General features: G+C 36.6%; 19 protein-coding genes and 2 tRNA genes. 7 read left to right on the top strand and 14 right to left on the bottom strand.

The window, feature by feature from the left end; translation table 11 throughout:
- Window positions 1-7: 7 nt before the first annotated feature.
- From NC818_04505 to NC818_04525, 5 genes are read left to right on the top strand one after another with little or no spacing between them, the layout of a single operon-like run.
- Window positions 8-967, top strand: coding sequence for an RnfABCDGE type electron transport complex subunit D (locus tag NC818_04505; GenBank protein ID MCM8784016.1), 960 nt, complete (start codon window positions 8-10; stop codon window positions 965-967).
- Between the two features lie 54 nt (window positions 968-1,021).
- Complete coding sequence (locus tag NC818_04510; GenBank protein ID MCM8784017.1) at window positions 1,022-1,552, top strand: RnfABCDGE type electron transport complex subunit G; 531 nt, start codon at window positions 1,022-1,024, stop codon at window positions 1,550-1,552.
- Window positions 1,553-1,565: 13 nt separating this feature from the next.
- The gene (locus NC818_04515; protein MCM8784018.1) at window positions 1,566-2,210 is read left to right on the top strand and encodes an electron transport complex subunit E; all 645 of its coding nucleotides are present in this window, start codon (window positions 1,566-1,568) and stop codon (window positions 2,208-2,210) included.
- A gap of 40 nt (window positions 2,211-2,250) precedes the next feature.
- Complete coding sequence (gene rsxA, locus NC818_04520) at window positions 2,251-2,853, top strand: electron transport complex subunit RsxA (GenBank protein MCM8784019.1); 603 nt, start codon at window positions 2,251-2,253, stop codon at window positions 2,851-2,853.
- A gap of 19 nt (window positions 2,854-2,872) precedes the next feature.
- Window positions 2,873-3,679, top strand: coding sequence for an RnfABCDGE type electron transport complex subunit B (locus NC818_04525; protein MCM8784020.1), 807 nt, complete (start codon window positions 2,873-2,875; stop codon window positions 3,677-3,679).
- Between the two features lie 89 nt (window positions 3,680-3,768).
- Here the strand turns inward: NC818_04525 and NC818_04530 are convergent.
- From NC818_04530 to NC818_04555, 6 genes are all read right to left on the bottom strand, one after another.
- Window positions 3,769-3,840: transfer RNA gene (locus NC818_04530), tRNA-Thr, on the bottom strand.
- Between the two features lie 35 nt (window positions 3,841-3,875).
- On the bottom strand, window positions 3,876-4,268 hold the full coding sequence (locus NC818_04535; protein ID MCM8784021.1) for a type II secretion system protein GspG: 393 nt from the start codon (window positions 4,266-4,268) through the stop codon (window positions 3,876-3,878).
- Between the two features lie 88 nt (window positions 4,269-4,356).
- Window positions 4,357-4,815 (bottom strand): periplasmic heavy metal sensor, encoded by a 459-nt coding sequence (locus NC818_04540; protein ID MCM8784022.1) that lies wholly within the window; start codon window positions 4,813-4,815, stop codon window positions 4,357-4,359.
- A gap of 54 nt (window positions 4,816-4,869) precedes the next feature.
- On the bottom strand, window positions 4,870-5,325 hold the full coding sequence (locus tag NC818_04545) for a zf-HC2 domain-containing protein (GenBank protein ID MCM8784023.1): 456 nt from the start codon (window positions 5,323-5,325) through the stop codon (window positions 4,870-4,872).
- The gene (locus NC818_04550; GenBank protein MCM8784024.1) at window positions 5,315-5,887 is read right to left on the bottom strand and encodes a sigma-70 family RNA polymerase sigma factor; all 573 of its coding nucleotides are present in this window, start codon (window positions 5,885-5,887) and stop codon (window positions 5,315-5,317) included. The genes NC818_04545 and NC818_04550 overlap by 11 nt, the downstream gene beginning before the upstream one ends.
- A gap of 380 nt (window positions 5,888-6,267) precedes the next feature.
- Window positions 6,268-6,340: transfer RNA gene (locus NC818_04555), tRNA-Phe, on the bottom strand.
- Window positions 6,341-6,513: 173 nt separating this feature from the next.
- On the opposite strand from NC818_04555, the gene rpoN reads away from it, so the two are divergent.
- Together rpoN and NC818_04565 are read left to right on the top strand one after the other, a co-directional pair.
- Complete coding sequence (gene rpoN, locus NC818_04560) at window positions 6,514-7,875, top strand: RNA polymerase factor sigma-54 (GenBank protein MCM8784025.1); 1,362 nt, start codon at window positions 6,514-6,516, stop codon at window positions 7,873-7,875.
- 79 nt (window positions 7,876-7,954) lie between these two features.
- Entirely contained in the window at window positions 7,955-8,944 is a 990-nt protein-coding gene (locus NC818_04565; GenBank protein MCM8784026.1) for a sigma-54 dependent transcriptional regulator, read from the top strand.
- A 2-nt stretch (window positions 8,945-8,946) separates the two neighbouring features.
- Here the strand turns inward: NC818_04565 and NC818_04570 are convergent, their stop codons facing one another.
- The 8 genes from NC818_04570 to NC818_04605 all read right to left on the bottom strand — a co-directional run.
- Window positions 8,947-9,306, bottom strand: coding sequence for a PilZ domain-containing protein (locus NC818_04570; GenBank protein ID MCM8784027.1), 360 nt, complete (start codon window positions 9,304-9,306; stop codon window positions 8,947-8,949).
- A 79-nt stretch (window positions 9,307-9,385) separates the two neighbouring features.
- Window positions 9,386-10,912: a ComEC/Rec2 family competence protein gene (locus tag NC818_04575; protein ID MCM8784028.1), complete on the bottom strand. Its 1,527-nt coding sequence runs from the start codon at window positions 10,910-10,912 to the stop codon at window positions 9,386-9,388.
- A 25-nt stretch (window positions 10,913-10,937) separates the two neighbouring features.
- Complete coding sequence (locus tag NC818_04580) at window positions 10,938-11,285, bottom strand: helix-hairpin-helix domain-containing protein (GenBank protein ID MCM8784029.1); 348 nt, start codon at window positions 11,283-11,285, stop codon at window positions 10,938-10,940.
- Window positions 11,286-11,319: 34 nt separating this feature from the next.
- Window positions 11,320-13,782, bottom strand: coding sequence for a leucine--tRNA ligase (gene leuS, locus NC818_04585; protein ID MCM8784030.1), 2,463 nt, complete (start codon window positions 13,780-13,782; stop codon window positions 11,320-11,322).
- Window positions 13,783-13,877: 95 nt separating this feature from the next.
- On the bottom strand, window positions 13,878-14,222 hold the full coding sequence (locus NC818_04590; protein ID MCM8784031.1) for a PilZ domain-containing protein: 345 nt from the start codon (window positions 14,220-14,222) through the stop codon (window positions 13,878-13,880).
- A gap of 105 nt (window positions 14,223-14,327) precedes the next feature.
- Complete coding sequence (locus NC818_04595; protein MCM8784032.1) at window positions 14,328-15,188, bottom strand: deoxyribonuclease IV; 861 nt, start codon at window positions 15,186-15,188, stop codon at window positions 14,328-14,330.
- Between the two features lie 4 nt (window positions 15,189-15,192).
- A complete protein-coding gene (locus NC818_04600) occupies window positions 15,193-15,411 on the bottom strand; it encodes a DUF167 domain-containing protein (GenBank protein MCM8784033.1) in 219 nt (72 codons plus the stop codon).
- 131 nt (window positions 15,412-15,542) lie between these two features.
- Window positions 15,543-17,006 (bottom strand): hypothetical protein (locus NC818_04605; protein ID MCM8784034.1); only part of this gene is annotated, 1,464 nt, incomplete at its 5' end.

The following is a 17,006-nucleotide window of genomic DNA, read 5'->3' on the forward strand; positions in this document are numbered from 1 at the left end:
ACTAAAAATGAATAGTCTTATAGTTTCTGTATCTCCACACATAAAGACTAAGGACTCCTGCAAAAGGATTATGTGGTCGGTAGTTTTAGCACTTATTCCCACAGGATGTGCGGGGGTCTTTATTTTTGGCTTATCTGCTTTGAAAGTAATTATTGTTTCTTTAATCACTGCTCTTTTAACGGAAGCGATTATTCAGAAATTAAGACATAAAAAAACAACCATTTCTGATGGTTCTTGTTTTATTACGGGACTCCTTCTTGCCTACAACCTTCCTCCATCGGTCCCCTGGTGGATCCCTGCGCTTGGAAGTTTCTTTGCAATCGCCATCGTCAAACATTCATTTGGAGGGTTAGGACACAATATCTTTAATCCCGCTTTAGCCGGAAGAGCTTTTCTCGTCGCTTCCTCACCGCGTTTCATGACTAACTGGACTCCACCACGTTGGCAAATAGACACTTTAACCACCGCCACACCACTAGGAATTATAAAAGAAAAAATTTCTCACCCCCTTCCTTCTTATCTACAGCTTTTCCTTGGAGACCGTGGGGGATGCATTGGCGAGGTGTGTATCTTGGCAATTATTTGCGGAGCTCTCTTTCTTCTTTGTAAAGGTTATATCCACTGGTATACTCCTTTCACTTTTATCTTTACTTTAGGAATTCTCAGTTGGATGTTTATGGGGAACACACTATTTAAAGGCAACTGGTTATTTCATCTTCTAAGCGGTGGGTTATTCTTGGGAGCATTCTTTATGGCGACTGACTATGTAACTACTCCTTTAACCCGAAGGGGACAGATTATTTTTGGCTTTGGTTGTGGTATCTTAACCTTTTTAATCCGTAAATTTGGAGGGTATCCGGAAGGAGTATCTTATTCTATCCTTATCATGAATGCTTTTACTCCTCTAATTGACAGATACACAAAAACTAAAAAATTTGGATATACAAAAACTCCAAACCCTAAATAATGGATTTGGGAAATTTTGAATTGTTTAGAGTTTAGAACTTCGTGTTTAACTGAAATGGTTAGGTTTGGTATAATTTTAATGTTGGTGTGTCTAACTGCGTCTCTTATTCTCTCTTTCACTTATAAAAAAACTAATCCTTTAATTATTATACAGAAAGAAAAGGAAGAGAAGGAAGCATTAAGCACTGTCTATCCCGAAGGTGAAAATTTTAAAAAATTGGATAACCACTATTTAGTATATAAAGATGAGAAACCCATCGGGTTTGTTATAAGGGTTTCTGCAAAAGGATATGCAGGACCAATTGAAATGCTTGTCGGGTTTAATCAGGAAGGCACGATTCAAGGAGTTAATGTCCTGGAACAGAAAGAAACTCCTGGTTTGGGAGCTAGAATCTCTGAGGTAAAATATGGGGAAAAAGAACCATGGTTTTTATCCCAGTTTAAGCATAAAAACATAAAAGAATTAAACTTGTCCAAAATAAATGCTATTTCTGGAGCCACAATTTCTAGTCGAGCGATAATAGAAGGAGTAAGAAAAAATATCGAAGAATTTTTAAAAGGACAAACTCTAAACCTCAAACAATAAACTCTAAATTATGATGAACTTATGGCAAGAATTTAAAAAAGGAATAACCATTCAAAATCCTACCTTTGGCTTAATCCTAGGGTTATGTCCTACTTTAGCAGTTTCTACTAATGTAATCAATGCCGTAGGTATGGGAATAGCAGCGTCTTTTGTGCTCTTAGGCTCAAATGTAATTATTTCTTCTGTACGCCGTATTATTCCCCAAGAGATAAGAATACCCTGTTACATCGTGATTATTGCTACCTTTGTTACTATTACCGAGTTGGTAATGAAAGCTTTCGTGCCTGCCCTAAGCAAATCCTTAGGAATCTTTATCCCCCTCATTGTAGTAAATTGTATTGTTATGGCAAGAGCAGAAGCATTTGCCTCTAAAAATTCTATCATCCTCTCTATCTTTGATGCTCTTGGGATGGGATTAGGTTTTACTCTGGCCCTTACTCTCATCGCCAGCATCAGAGAAATATTGGGTAATGGAACTTTTTTAGGCATACCCCTTATAAATAATTTTTCCCCTTTAATTATTATGATACTTGCTCCCGGCGCACTTTTAACTATTGGACTTTTAATCGGTTTAACTAATTGGATAAAGTTAAAAAATCAGAAAACCGAATATCAAAAACCGAAAAGATTTAAATGTGCCTCTTGTTTTAAAATTTAAATATTTAGATTTTTTGCGACATTTCGGATTTTAACAGAATATGACTCAGTATATAATGATTGTTATTGGCGCAATATTTATCAACAACTTTATTCTTACGCGTTTCTTAGGGCTTTGTCCTTTCATTGGCGTATCCAAAGAGACTAAACCCGCCTTATCAATGGGACTGGCAGTAACTTTTGTTATGACTATGGCTTCTCTAATCACTTGGTTAATATACAGATTTGTCCTTATACCCTATGACCTCATTTATCTACGCACCATTTCTTTTATTCTCGTTATCGCTACCTTTGTTCAATTGGTAGAAATTTTTATTCGTAAATTCTCTCCTGTTCTTTTTCGTGCTTTTGGAATATATCTTCCGTTAATTACAACCAACTGCGCGGTTTTAGGAGTAGCGCTTTTAAATAGCGAAATGTTTTTTAAAGAGAAGGAAATATTAAAAAATAGTTTTTCTTATTCACTTTTGCAGGGTTTTTCTGCAGGAATTGGATTCACTTTAGCAATACTTCTCATGTCAGGAATAAGGGAACGTTTAGAATTGGCAGAAATTCCTGAACCACTAAAAAATATCCCTATTGCCTTTATTGTTGCAGGTTTAATGTCTATTGCGTTCTTAGGGTTTTCCGGGTTTAAACTATAAAAATTATAAAGACGCGAAAATGTTAGTACCAATTTTAACTTTAAGCATCTTGGGTTTATTGTTTGGGATCGGACTCAGTCTTGCCTTTAAAGTCTTCAAAGTTGAAGAAGACCCAAACATCGGGAAAATTCTGGAATTCTTACCTGGAGCAAACTGTGGCGCCTGCGGTTATGCAGGATGTTTCGGTCTAGCCGAGGCAATTGCTAAAGGAAAAGCTTCGCCTATTTCCTGTGCTCCAGCAAATACCGAAGCAAAGCAAAAAATATCCGCAATTTTAGGAAAGGAACTAAAAGAAGAAACTAAATTAGTGGCTACCCTTATCTGTAACGGTGGCGGTATTGCTACCGATAAATTTATTTATCAGGGGACATATTCTTGTATAGCAGCTAACCTTTTATCCGGTGGTCAAAAGACTTGTCCCTACGGCTGTTTGGGTTTTGGCGATTGCGAAAAGGTGTGTCCTTTTGGAGCAATCTATATAGATAGAGATAAGCAATTACCAGTAATTAACGAAACAAAATGTACTGCCTGCGGATTATGTATAAAAGCATGTCCTAAAAAAATCCTTGTTTTAAGGCCGATGGATAAAAAAATTTATGTAATGTGTAACTCCCTTGATAAAGGATTTTTGGTAAGCAAATACTGCAAAAATGGATGCATTGGCTGTCTTAAATGCGAAAAAGTGTGCCCTTCAGATGCTATCCATGTAAAGAATAACCTTGCCTTAATTGACTATGCGAAATGCACTCAGTGCGGAGAATGCGTAAAAGTCTGTCCTACCAAAGTAATACATCCTTCAAATACACTTCTTAAAGAAAAAGATTAAACTTTTGCACATCTGCATATCAAAAAAACCAGAAGAGGAAATTTAAGCCCAGAGCTGTGGGTTGCTAATTCTATCCCTTAAAAAAATTAAGCCGAGAGTGGGATTTGAACCCACGACCCATGGTTTACGAAACCATTGCTCTACCACTGAGCTATCTCGGCAAAAAGGCACAGGACTACTTCTCAATTATACCCGTTTACCAGTTTTTATACCTTTTAGCCTGCGAAAAAATTTTCCCCGTACTTGCATTATAAACAAAATGTCTATTCCAGGGGTCTATGGGGAAACTATCCTTATCTAGCCGCTGATGTTGTAAATAAGGCCTTTTATACATCTCGTGGCTAAACTTTGTCCAAAAGATTTCTCTATCAATTAATTCCCGAATATCATCGGGATATTTTCCATTAAATCCTTTATACACGTTAAGCGCAATGCGCATGTTGCGAAGTTCTGCTTGTAAAACCATCTCTTTTGCTTTAGTCACCCAAAAATAAAAATAACAAAGAAAAACAAAAGCTAAGAAAAAAATTATTCCCAAAACAACAGATAACTCCAGGGCACTACTTCTTCGGATGCTAAACGTTAGCATAATGTAGTTTATTTTAACCTAAAAAAGGTAGGAATTCTATATAAAATGCGCCCTTCTGTAATCGAAAGTTAAATATTCCTAGAGCCTCCTATTTACTTTTACGCCAATCTCTTTCTTTATGTTTCATTCTCTTTTGGCTTATTTCCTGAAATTTGGTAAATTGTTCAGGAGTAAGAATCTCCTTCACGGCAAAGATTCCTTCTATCTTCTGCTCAAGTAATTTTGCCTGCAGAGATTTTATGTTATCTACGATTGGCCTAATGTCTTCTTTTCTCACATCTTTTCTCTCTAATTCTTTGCGTAGTTTTCTGTGTTCCTCTTTCAACGCTTTAAACAACTCAGATGTCTTCTCTCGTTGTTTCTTACTATTTTCTTCGAGTTTCTGCTGTTGCTCCTCGGTAAGATTCAAAATTTTCGCCAGCTTTTTCCAGCGGGGTTCTCCTTCTCTATGCTGTTTAGGCTCAAAAGGTTCCCGTGCGTAAAGGGGAAAACCTAAGAAAAACACCATCCCCAAACTTAAAAAAAATGTTTTAATTTTTCTCTCCATCACCCATCCCTCCTTTCTAACATATTAGACACAAAACCCATTAAAAAAGTTCCCTTAAAGAAAAAATTCCTCAAAGCTTGTTCCGAAATCATAAAAAAATTCTTTTGTTTCTCCATTTAAAAAATAGTTCCTAAACAAAAATTGTATTGTTTTTTCCTCAGAAATAACATTCTTTAAAACAATACCTCCCAAAATAAATATCCCTGTAAACAGAGTCGCAAAAACTAACCTTTTTCTCTTAATAATAAACCCTCTTAATAAATCTAACCAATATGTTTTCTTTAACGGTCCTTGAGTTATTTCATTATAGATGTTATCCCAAACACTCTCGGGAACTACATTATCCTGAAAATTTCTAAATAATTCCTTCTCTTTTAAAAGTTCTTCTTTTAGCTTCTGACATACGGGACATGTCTTTAGATGTTCTTCCACTTTAAGATATAAATCTCCTTTTAGTTCTTTATCCAGATAATCAGTTTTAATTAAATTCTGAAAATGCTTACACTTCATTTTTAATCAACTCCTTTTGGGCACAGTAAAGTAATTTTTCTCTTGCCCGTTTAAGACGCGTGCGCACTGTATTGATAGGAATCTTCAATACCTCTTTTATCTCCTCATAACTCAAACCCTCTATTTCTCTAAGAATAAGACATGTTCTCTGCTTTTCATCTAATAACCTGAGTAATCTATCCACCGTTGCTTTGCTATCTGATTTCTCCAGAGCCTCGTTTAGTTTTTCCTCATCAGAAGCCGAAATTACATTCTCTTTATACTCCATATTAAGATTCTGTTCTTTAACCTTCCTCCGGTATTTATTAATTGCCGTATTTACCGCAATCCGGTATAACCAGGTGGAAAAAGCGGAACGAAAGCGAAAATTCTTTAAATTTCTATAAACCTTAATAAATACATCTTGGGTAACCTCCTCTGCATCCTGTTGGTTACAAGTAATGCGCAACGCAACATTATAGACAAATGCTGAAGTCATGCGGTAAATTTCCTCAAATGCTTTAATGTCATTATCGCCTGCTCTTTCTAATAACTCTCCTGAAACCTCAAATCTCTTTCCCATAATATTAGACAAGAAATACTCTTAAAAAAGTTCCTTAAGCAGCTGTCCGGCGGTCTAATTTTTCTCGGCGTTTATTCTTTTTATATTGGGCAGGATAAAATTTATTTTTAAGGGATTTGATTTGGAAAAATTTGTTCTGTCGGTTATCCATCTTACGCATTGAGAATTATTACCTTCGTAAAATTATATCTTCTACTCTCCTAAAAAGCAAATGCCGAGGGGCGGTATCGTCGGCTTTCGCCTCCTTAAAAGACAACCCTGATGGTTTCCTTTTAATATTTTCCTTCCTTCCGCAGGGTAGTTTATGTCCTTGGGGAAAACAATTCTTTTTTCTCCCCAAACCTCACTTTTTCCGATACCGCATACCTTAAAAGATGAAATGCCGAGGGGCGGTATCGATCCGCCTACGCGCGGATTTTCAGTCCGCCGCTCTACCATCTGAGCTACCTCGGCATTAGATATAAGTTCAGAAGCCAAAATGCAAAGTTAAAAATTTATAAGTTAGGTATTGATTATAACAAGAAAAAATTTATTGGGCAAGGAATTTTTGTTGCGATACCTTACAACTAATAATTGCATTTTATCGTATGTTTTGCTAAAATCTTTATAAAACCGAGATAATTAAAATGGCAGGAGAACCGAATTTAAGACAGGAAATTATTCAAAAGTTAAAACTCTCCCCTCAAATGTTCAAGGCAATCCATATCCTTGAACTCACTCTACCTGAATTAAGAGAACTACTTGAACAGGAATTTCAGGAAAATCCTCTCATAGAAATCGAAGACAAAGATAGAGATAACTCAGTTGTTCAAGAAGAAATAGAAGATGATTGGTCAGATTATTTTGAAGGAGAAAAAGACCCTAATGTAAAAGAATTAGAGAAGAAACGCGCCTACCGCGAAAGTCTTGTTACTACCCCTCCCAATCTTCAAGAAGACCTCCTTCATCAACTTCGTATTAACGACATCTCAGAAGAAGAATACATCGTTGGGGAAACGATAATTGGTAATATTGATGAAGATGGATATCTAAGTGTACCCTTAGAAGAAATCGCTAAAGATGTAAACAAAGAAATAACGGAGGTAGAAAAAATCCTCTCTCTCATTCAAACTTTTTATCCTCCAGGAGTGGGAGCACGCGACTTAAGAGAATGTTTACTTCTACAATTGAAAAGAAAAAACGAAACAGAAACCCTTGCTTTTAAAATCGTAGAAAATCATTTTCTGGAACTAGAGACGAAAAAATACGATAAGATAATTAAAGAACTCGGTATAACCTCTGAAGAACTTAAAAATGCAGCTCAACATATTGCAAAACTAGATCCTAAACCTGGAAGGGCAATAAGTAGCAAACCACCTATCTATGTTCTGCCCGACCTCATCTTGGAAGAAACCGAAGAAGGAAAATATTTAGTCAGACTTAATAATGAATACATCCCCTCTATCCGCATAAATCAATATTATACAAAACTAATTAAAGACCCCCACACACCCGAAGATGCCAAAAAATATATTCAGGACAAACTCTCTGCAGGTGAATGGTTAATTAAAGCCATCCATCAACGCCACGAAACCATTCTTAAAATTGCCCAATACATTATAGATGTTCAAAAAGAATTTTTTGAAAAAGGCAAAGGTAATCTTAAACCTCTAATTTTAGCTCAGGTAGCAGAAAAAATAGGGGTAGATGAATCCACAGTAAGTAGAACCATAAATGGTAAATACATTGATACACCGATGGGAATATTTGAACTGAAGGATTTTTTTACTAAAGCAGTGAAAGGAGAAACGGGAAACATTTCTATTGATTCACTAAAATCAAAAATCGCTGATTTAATTAAATCTGAGGATCCCCATCATCCACTCAGTGATCAGGACCTTGTGGATAAACTTAAAGAAGAAGGAATAAATATCGCCAGACGAACCGTAACCAAATACCGGGAAGAGTTAAATATCCTCCCCTCTCATTTAAGAAAACAAAAACTTTGATTTTTCTTGAAAGCTAAACATATTTTCTTTATAATAGCTAAAAGTAAATTTTGCCTTTTGCCTCAAAGGAGGTGAAGAAATGCCGAAAGAAACCGAGGAGAGGTTATTCCCCGAAATCATTGGGGAAAGCCCGAAGATGTTAGAAGTCTTTGAAGTAATGCAGAAGGTAATAAAAACAGATAGCACCGTTTTAATCACCGGTGAAACAGGAACAGGAAAGGAACTGGTTGCCCGAGCAATCCATTACAATGGCTCAAGAAGAGATGGTGCTTTTGTAGCGGTAAACTGCTCTGCGCTCACAGAAACACTTCTAGAAACCGAATTATTTGGCCATGTAAAGGGTTCTTTTACAGGAGCAATTGCTGAGAAGAAGGGGTTGTTTGAAGTAGCAGATAAAGGAACTTTCTTTATGGACGAAATCGGAGACATCAGCCCAAACCTTCAAGCAAAATTACTTCGCGTACTTCAAGAGGGGGTAATTAAGAAAGTAGGAGGAACACAGGATATAAAAGTAGATGTTCGCCTTATTGCTGCCACGAACCGTGACCTTACCAAGGAAGTTGACCGGGGAAGTTTCCGTCGTGACCTCTATTACCGTGTCAGTGTAGTGGAGATACACATTCCTCCTCTGAGAGAAAGAAAAGAGGATATTTCTATTTTAGCAGAGTATTTTCTAAAACGGTTTTCTCAGAAGGTAAACAAGGATATCAAAGGATTTTCTCCCTCCGCGATGAAACTGCTCTATGATTATGACTGGCCGGGTAATGTAAGAGAACTTGAACACGAGATTGAACGCGCAGTTATCCTTAATGAAACAAACGAAATCACCCCTGATGACCTTTCTGAAAGAATTCGCTCGGGAGGCGTGGCATTAAAGATAGAAGAGATAAAAACACGCTCTTTGAAAGGCGTTATCAACAATTATGAGAAAAAAATTATTTCTGAGTTATTGGGAGAAATGCGTTGGAATAAAACCAAGGTAGCAGAAGTACTGGGGATAACCCGTCAAGCACTGAACAAAAAAATAGAGCGTTACGATTTAGATCGAAGAAAGAAGAAAAGAAGTTAAGATTAGGCAGGGGGTTGGTGGCTCACAAACCGATTTATCCGCGCACGCATATCGTCTGCTAAATTCATAAATTGACACCCTACTTCATAACTATCTGTATACTGCTGTTTCCTTGTCCAGATAATCTTCACTACTGACCTCAAAGGTTCGCGATGCCCCTCTAACATAATATTTACCACCATCCTGGTTCCCACGGGAACAAAACGATCGACGCTAAACCTCAGTCCCCCTTCACTTAAGTCTTTGGTGATAGTTTCGTGAGGCAATTTATCAAATTCCCCAATGGGCCTAAATTGCATCGGAAGACTCGCATAAACCCGCGGATATCTGCGCCGTTCTTGTTCAAAATAAGGATTAACCATCGTATTTCTTACTTTATAAAGTTAACCACATTTATTTTTCAAACTCCTATTTATTATATAACACGATTTTCCTAAATCGTCAAGAGTAAAAATTTTCTCTTTTTGCGGAAGGAAGACCTTTAAATTTGACTAAAAAAATTGCTATTCCCAAGAAAAGATAGTAAGAAAGCACCACGGGAAAAGAAAAAAATGGGCTAAAAATTGTCCCTCCGGGCACTTTATCCAGAAACCCAATACTTTTAATCAGAATCTCAATAGATAATAGATTAGCATAGGCAAAAGGGGGTTTTAAAAGTGAAGGAGAAAACAGAAATAGGAAACCGGTAGCAAGAATCATAAAAGCCAAAGGAACAACTAAAATATTAGCCAGAATAGACATGGGATTGACCATCTTAAAATAATATCCTACTAACCCCAAAGAACCTATCCAAGCACTTAAAGAAACGGCAAAGAGACGTAAAAAGTATTTTTTTATCTTAGATAAAGGGGAAGAATTCTGTAATCTCCTTTTAAAAAATAAACCCTCTATAAAAGGGGTAAAAGCTAAAATAGCAAAAACCACCAAAAAAGAAAGCTGAAACCCCACATTAAACAACTGTAGGGGATTAAATAGAAGAATCAGCCAACAGGCAAAAGCCAGACTGTTCAAAATATCTCCTTCCCTATTAAGAATCAATCCCATTAGATAAACTATTGCCATAATTGAAGCCCTTGCTACCGGTGCATTACCTCCTGTAAGCAAAGCATAAAAAGAAATTAAAAAAACCAACATCAAGTAAGAAATCCTTCGAGGTAATCTCAATAGTTTTAAAAAGAGATAGAGTATATATAAAATCATCCCCACATGAAGTCCGCTAATGGCTAAAATATGAACTGTCCCAGTGCGCATAAAACTTTCTCTAATCTCTCTGGGTACGATCTGGCGTTCTCCTAAGATTAAAGCAGAAAGAATAGCTTGATGAGGATAGGGAAGATATTGGATAATTGTTTTCTTAAACTTCCTTTTAACCCAGAATATGTATCTAAAAGGATGTCTGCCTTTCTCAATAATCTCTATTTTATTGGCTTTAAGCACTAAGGAAGGATATATGCTTTTAACCGTGAATTGACGCTTAGGTTTTATTAAATAGCCTCTACAGATTAAAACATCCCCAAAAGCAAAATCAGGTTTTTGGCGGAAGACTTCAACCTTAATTCTACCGGAGATAGGTCGCCAATTACTATCATCTGCGAAAGCCAAAACAATAGCTAAAAAATCAACCTTCTTTTGAGCATAGGATTCGTTCAGCGAAGAAGAAACTTTTATCTTAAGCGATATTTTTCTGTATCTATCTACATCAAAATAACTTATGTCATTAGTCGAGGGGGTATTTTTGTTCTCAAAATGAATTATCCCTGTAAGAAAGACGATGATAAAAATAAGGTATGAACTAAATCTTTCTTTACTTAAATTAAACCAAGCGAGAATAAAAGAAAGGCTAATTAAGAAAATAAGGAGAGGAAAATTAATCTTAACAAAATATCCATAAACTACCCCCAGAATAAAAAATAAAATTACTGGAACAAGCGGTGGAAAATACGGAGTAACTTTTTGCCTTATCTCCACAGAAAATTATAAGCTAAAAATCGTCTTATTCTAACACAATATACTCGACAATCTCCCGAAGCTTCTTCTCCCCAATCCCTTTTATTTCTTTCAGTTGGTCCATCTCCCGGAAAGGGCCTCTTATTTTACGATATTCTAATATCGCCTCTGCAAGCACCGGTCCTATGCCAGGGATAGATACCAATTGAGAGAAATCTGCAGAATTGATGTTTACCTTCTGGATAACTAAGGATGTTTTCTTGCCTTCACTAAAAAAAGATTCTTTTGCGAGAGGATGGAGTTTTAAATAGCGCGAAACAAGTATCCCTACAAAGAAACAGAATAAAATAAAAAGGAGAACTTTCTTCTCTTGAGGAGTAAGCCAAGTTATCATTTTCCTTAAAATATCACGGGATACCCGATTTACGCTATACTACCACATTCACCAGCCTGCCGGGAACAATAATAAAATTCTTCAGAGGTTTGTCCTTAATCCACTTTTTTATCTTCTCATCCGCCAGAACCATCTGTTTCAATGCTTCTTCGCCTATCAAAGAAGAAACCTCAATTTTAGAACGAACCTTGCCATTTACCTGAATTACTAGATTAACCATTTCCTCTTTAAGCAACTCCTTATTATATTTAGGCCAGGGGTTCTTTAAAATGCTCTCTTTATATCCAAGCCTTTCCCACATCTCTTCGGCGATATGCGGAACAAACGGAGATAAAAGCACAACCACGGTTTCAATGGCCTCTTTTAACTCCTCATCGGAGACTGTAAACTGTTTACTGTAGACTTCATTCACCAATTCCATAATTCTCGCGATGGCAGTATTAAATTTAAACCCTCCCTCAATGTCTTCGGTCACGCACTTTATCACCTGATGTGTCTTCCTCTTTAAATCCGAGTTGGAAGGCTCTGTTGAGATTTGCTTTTTGCCCTTTGCGCTTTGGTATTGCTCAATCAGTCTCCAAACCCGGTTTAAAAATCTCCACGCACCTTCCAAACATTCATCTTTCCAGTCAATTTCTGCCTCAGGAGGAGCAGCAAAGAGGATTCCCAAGCGCAAAGTATCCGCACCGTATTTTTTAATTATTCCATCGGGGTCAACAATATTTCCCTTAGACTTGGACATTACCTCTCCGTCTTTCAGAACCATACCCTGGGTCAATAAACATTTGAAGGGTTCATTAAACTTGACCAAACCGATGTCTCGGAAAAACTTGGTAAAGAAACGCGAATAAAGAAGATGTAGTACCGCATGCTCTATGCCGCCGATATACTGATCTACTGGCATCCAGTATTCTACGTCCTGGCTATCAAATACTGTTCTATTGTTTCTGGGGCTACAGAATCTTAAAAAATACCAGGAAGAATCAAAAAAAGTAGCCATAGTATCCGTTTCCCGCTCTGCTTCTTCTCCACACCCAGGACATTTTGTGTTCACAAAATCTTTAGCTTGCGCCAGAGGACTACCTCCTTTACCAGTAATCTTAACCTTTGTGGGAAGAAGCACGGGGAGGTCTTTTTCCGGAACAGGAACCATTCCACAATGGTCACAATAAATAATAGGGATAGGAGTTCCCCAGTATCTTTGGCGAGAAATGAGCCAATCGCGCAAACGCCACTTTACGGTTCTTTTCCCTATATCCATCTCTTCCATCCATTGGGCAATTTTCTTTTTGGCTACATTATTCGGTAGCCCATCAAATTGTCCGGAATTAACCTGAACCCCTTCACCTTCATAAGCCTCACTCATTTCTTCTGGCGTGATTCCACCCTTTCCTTCCAGTGCTTTGATTACTATCCTCATAGGCAAATTGTATTTCTTGGCAAATAAGAAATCTCTCTGGTCATGTGTAGGTACAGCCATAATTGCCCCTGTTCCGTATTCCAAGAGTACATAATCGGCAATCCAAATGGGAATAATTTCATTGTTTACAGGATTGATTGCCTTTACTCCTTTAATTTCTACTCCGGTCTTTTCTTTAACTAAATCTGTGCGTTGTAATTTGGTTTTACTTCGGGTATTATTGATATAATCCTCTACTTCCCCAATATTTAATATTCTATTTTTGATTTTTGAGATCAGGGGGTGTTCCGGAGCAAGCACGATATAAGTTGCCCCAAAAATAGTATCCGCACGTGTTGTAAAAACCGGGATAATTTCGCCAGTTACTTTTTCACGAAAGTAAATTTCCACGCCTTCACTTTTACCAATCCAGTTCTCCTGCATCGTAATAACCTGAGGAGGCCAGTATTTTAGTTGTTGCAAATCCTCTAAAAGTTGTTCCTCGTATTCGGTAATTTTCAAAAACCACTGCTCCAATTCTTTCTGCCCTACCTTGTTTCCACATCGCCAGCAATTCCCGCCTACTACCTCTTCGTTAGCAAGTGTGGTCAGACAAGAAGGACACCAATTCACCCCTGCCAATTTTTTATATGCAAGCCCTCGTTCAAACATCCTTAAGAAAATCCATTGATTCCAGCGATAATATTCGGGTAAACAGGTAGAGATCTCTCTCCCCCAATCGTAGGAAAAGCCCATTCTCTTTAATTCCTCACGCATCCAGTCAATGCATTTGTAAGTCCATTCTGCAGGGTCAGCTTTATGTTTTATTGCTGCATTCTCCGCAGGTTGCCCAAAAGCATCAAAGCCCATGGGGTGCAAAACATTGTATCCCTGCATTGTCTTGAAACGGGCTATCACATCTCCGATGGTGTAATTGCGCACATGCCCCATATGAATCTTACCGGAAGGATAGGGAAACATCTCCAAGCAGTAATATTTAGGAAGGGATTTGTTGGAAACGACACTAAATATTTTATGTTCTTCCCAATATCTTTGCCACTTTGCTTCGATATTATTAAAAGAATAGCCTTCTGACATAATAGAAAACAGACACTTTCTAAAAACTAAGGTTTAAAAAAGAAAGAATTTTCTTAAATTATAACAGATTAAAGGCAGGAATAAAAGTTTAAAAATTAAGCCAATTTACCCTTAAGATGATCAATATATTTCACCAGGAGTTTCTTTTTCTCTGAAGGAACTTCCTCAAAACTTACCCCCAACTCGTAAAAATTTTTTCCCAAACTGTTCTGCCAAACCACCCGTCCATTAAGCGTAAGGGTCGGTTCATTTGCAGATAGTTCAATAAAGAGCGGTGTGGCTTTAGGAAGATTTTCTTTGGAGAGAAATCTTATGCCCTTCTCACTGATATCATTAAAAAAAGCATGAAAACGCGCTACATTATCTTTTTTACAATATTTCATCACATAATTAACTCTTAAACGGGGCGATTCTCTCTTTTCTTCAAACCTATTCTCCATTTTGCCTCCTTTTTTAACAACTTTTTAAAAATATTCGGAAATAAAAGAAATAAAAAACACTCTTTTTTATTACCTTAAAAAATATAGCATATATTTCTCTCTTTGTCAAGGGGTTGTGTGTTTTTTCTTAGCAGTTAGACTCAGAACAGTTTCTAAATTTCTTAAATCATCAAGCTCGGATTTTTTAGGAGTCTCCATAATAAAAGATAGTTTGCCGAGAAGAGGATGATTTAGAATTGCCTTGAAACCTTCTCTGCCAATACTACCTTTTCCAATATGCTCGTGACGGTCAACACGAGCACCAAAGTCTACTTTGGTATCATTTAGATGAATAAGCTTAAGCTTTTTCAATAAACCTAAACTATCCAATTCACTAAAAGTCTTGTTCAAACCTTCTGGGGTGTTTATGCTATATCCTGCAGAGAATACATGAGCAGTATCTAAACATAAACCAATTAGCTCCTTTTTTTCAATTTTATCTCTGATTTCTTTAATTTGCAAAAAATTATATCCAATACTATTTCCTTGCCCCGCAGTATTCTCCAAAAGTATCTCAATTTTTGTCTTTGCTTCGTTTAAGGAAATGTTTATTCCTTCTACAAAACGCCTTTCACCAAAATTTTCACCTTTCCCTTTATGGCTACCTAAATGGGTAATTAAATAATCTGCATCAATAAGCTCACTAAATTGCAAATCTTCCATAAAAAACTTTATAGATTTTCTCCAGACAATTTTCTCGGGTGAAGCGAGATTAATAAGATAAGGAACATGCACAAAAAGAGGATAAATACCTGCTTTTTTTCTTTTTTTCTTAAACTCCTCTATTTCAACCGGTTTAACCTTGTTCAACTGCCAACCGCGGGGATTGCGGCTAAAAATCTGCATCGTCTGGCAATTTAGTCTCTTTGCCCTTTCTATTGATTCAGAAAGTTTCCCAGAAATGGAAACATGAAAACCGAGACGCATAACTTTATAAGATTTCTATAAGTTTATTTCTTGATTTAAAACCTGAGATAATTTTAAGGCGGGATTTGGGAAGTGAAAAATATTCAGAAAGAAGCTCAATGATTCTCTGGTTCGCTTTTCCTTCCCGTGCTGGGGATTTTACATAAACCTGAAAGTGAGTCTCATCCTCCCTCTCTACTCTTTCCTCTTTCGCCTGAATCTTGGCCCTTACAAAAATCTTCAAATTAATTTAAGAAAAGAAACTTGGTGGTGTTTGCTGGACGATGCCAGAATTTTCTTTGAGCAAAATCCAGAGGATTTTGCCGATTGGCCCGCCCGCATTGCCCGCCTCGCAGGCGAGCCGATGATTTTTTATTATAATATCAAATCAACCCAATTTTCAAAAGAATTATCTTTGAAATCTTTGCTTGTTTTTTCAAAATAAACCCAGCGTCCGCGATAATTCCGTAAATCAGTGTTAGTAACTATTCCGCCAAAAAGTTTTTTGCCTTTTTTATTTTCGCTTTGAATATATTTATACAAGCCGTCAATTTTTGGACCAGCAACCTGTTTTGTTATTCCGGCTTTGGTGTCAAACAGACCAATCCTTCCGTCTTTTAATTTTACGATAAAGTCAACATAAAAAGGCTTCGTTTCTCCGTTATCATAAGGAACAGCAAAAAATGTTGCGTCTCTGTCGCCATTTTTGAACCACCAATCAACTTTGTTAGCTTTTTCTAAAAATTTAATAAACGCTATCTCATTTTTTCTGCCGGCATAATTTTTTTCTAAAAAAAGCAGCAACATTATTGATTTTTTAATCTCCAAAACTTCATCATCATCTTTAATAATTTTTAATTCTTCATAATTTTCCCCAAAAGTTAAACTTTCCGGAATATCCCAACCATCAACTCTAACCATCTCTTTTTCTCTTTTTTCAACTTCTTCTTTGTATCTTATTTTTGTCCTATCTAAAACATTAATAAAATGCTGATTGTTTTTCTCGGACAAAGTTATTAAAATAATTTCATCTTCGCTTTCACCCCACTTAAAACCAAAATTTTCATAGAAAAATTTATAGATTGACTCTTTTACTCTGCCAACTGATCTATCCTCCGGATAAAATGGTGTTAAATTTCTACGGACAAAATAATCAAATATTTTTTGTGCGTCTGCTCCGCTTATTCTAATAGTTCTGTCGCGAATAATAACGGTATGCGCTAAAGCGTCAATGTCTTGGGCGCGAAAATCGGCAATTAAACCTAAATTTATTTTTTTATCGTTTTTATCAATTTCTTTTTTTAATCCGTATTTCTTTGCTTCGTCTAAAAATATCTTGGTAAATAACGGCGATAATCTTGTTTTTTCCCGATGCCTTTTTGGATAATAAGAAACTAAATTTAAGTTAGTATCAAATTTCCTTTTGCTTGTGTAAATAGTGATATAATCTCTTGCCATTTCCCGCTCAATTTCCACATGGTCCAAATTAGTATAAACATAACCATAATTTAAAATCTCATTTTCGTAGTGTCCCTTATCCGGCTCTGGCATACGCATAATTCTGCCAACTGTCTGAATTGAAAAAATATGACTTTTCCATTCCCTAAAAACAACTAAAATTTGCGCTCGCGGACAATCCCAGCCATAGGCGATAGCTTCTTTGAAAATTAAAACTTCAACCGGACTATCCGGCTTTTCCACATCTTCACGATTGATTTTTTCTTCTGATAACCAAATAGCCAACTTATTATTTCCTTTTTCTGTAGAGATGTTGTATTTACTCTTTAAAAACGTGTCTATTTTCAACTTCATGTCGTCTTCTAGTTGGCCACTTCGGCG

Source organism: Candidatus Omnitrophota bacterium, assembly GCA_023819145.1.
Lineage (GTDB): Bacteria > Omnitrophota > Gorgyraeia > DTHP01 > DTHP01 > JBFWKV01.

Excerpts from the sequence above, each read along its gene's own strand:
- NC818_04580 (MCM8784029.1), bottom strand. The coding sequence starts at position 11,285 with ATGATAACTTGGCTTACTCCTCAAGAGAAGAAAGTTCTCCTTTTTATT.
- NC818_04510 (MCM8784017.1), top strand. The coding sequence starts at position 1,022 with ATGGTTAGGTTTGGTATAATTTTAATGTTGGTGTGTCTAACTGCGTCT.
- NC818_04595 (MCM8784032.1), bottom strand. The coding sequence starts at position 15,188 with ATGCGTCTCGGTTTTCATGTTTCCATTTCTGGGAAACTTTCTGAATCA.
- NC818_04565 (MCM8784026.1), top strand. The coding sequence starts at position 7,955 with ATGCCGAAAGAAACCGAGGAGAGGTTATTCCCCGAAATCATTGGGGAA.
- NC818_04515 (MCM8784018.1), top strand. The coding sequence starts at position 1,566 with ATGAACTTATGGCAAGAATTTAAAAAAGGAATAACCATTCAAAATCCT.
- NC818_04570 (MCM8784027.1), bottom strand. The coding sequence starts at position 9,306 with ATGGTTAATCCTTATTTTGAACAAGAACGGCGCAGATATCCGCGGGTT.
- rpoN (MCM8784025.1), top strand. The coding sequence starts at position 6,514 with ATGGCAGGAGAACCGAATTTAAGACAGGAAATTATTCAAAAGTTAAAA.
- NC818_04535 (MCM8784021.1), bottom strand. The coding sequence starts at position 4,268 with ATGCTAACGTTTAGCATCCGAAGAAGTAGTGCCCTGGAGTTATCTGTT.
- NC818_04545 (MCM8784023.1), bottom strand. The coding sequence starts at position 5,325 with ATGAAGTGTAAGCATTTTCAGAATTTAATTAAAACTGATTATCTGGAT.
- NC818_04540 (MCM8784022.1), bottom strand. The coding sequence starts at position 4,815 with ATGGAGAGAAAAATTAAAACATTTTTTTTAAGTTTGGGGATGGTGTTT.
- leuS (MCM8784030.1), bottom strand. The coding sequence starts at position 13,782 with ATGTCAGAAGGCTATTCTTTTAATAATATCGAAGCAAAGTGGCAAAGA.
- NC818_04525 (MCM8784020.1), top strand. The coding sequence starts at position 2,873 with ATGTTAGTACCAATTTTAACTTTAAGCATCTTGGGTTTATTGTTTGGG.
- NC818_04505 (MCM8784016.1), top strand. The coding sequence starts at position 8 with ATGAATAGTCTTATAGTTTCTGTATCTCCACACATAAAGACTAAGGAC.
- NC818_04590 (MCM8784031.1), bottom strand. The coding sequence starts at position 14,222 with ATGGAGAATAGGTTTGAAGAAAAGAGAGAATCGCCCCGTTTAAGAGTT.
- NC818_04550 (MCM8784024.1), bottom strand. The coding sequence starts at position 5,887 with ATGGGAAAGAGATTTGAGGTTTCAGGAGAGTTATTAGAAAGAGCAGGC.
- rsxA (MCM8784019.1), top strand. The coding sequence starts at position 2,251 with ATGACTCAGTATATAATGATTGTTATTGGCGCAATATTTATCAACAAC.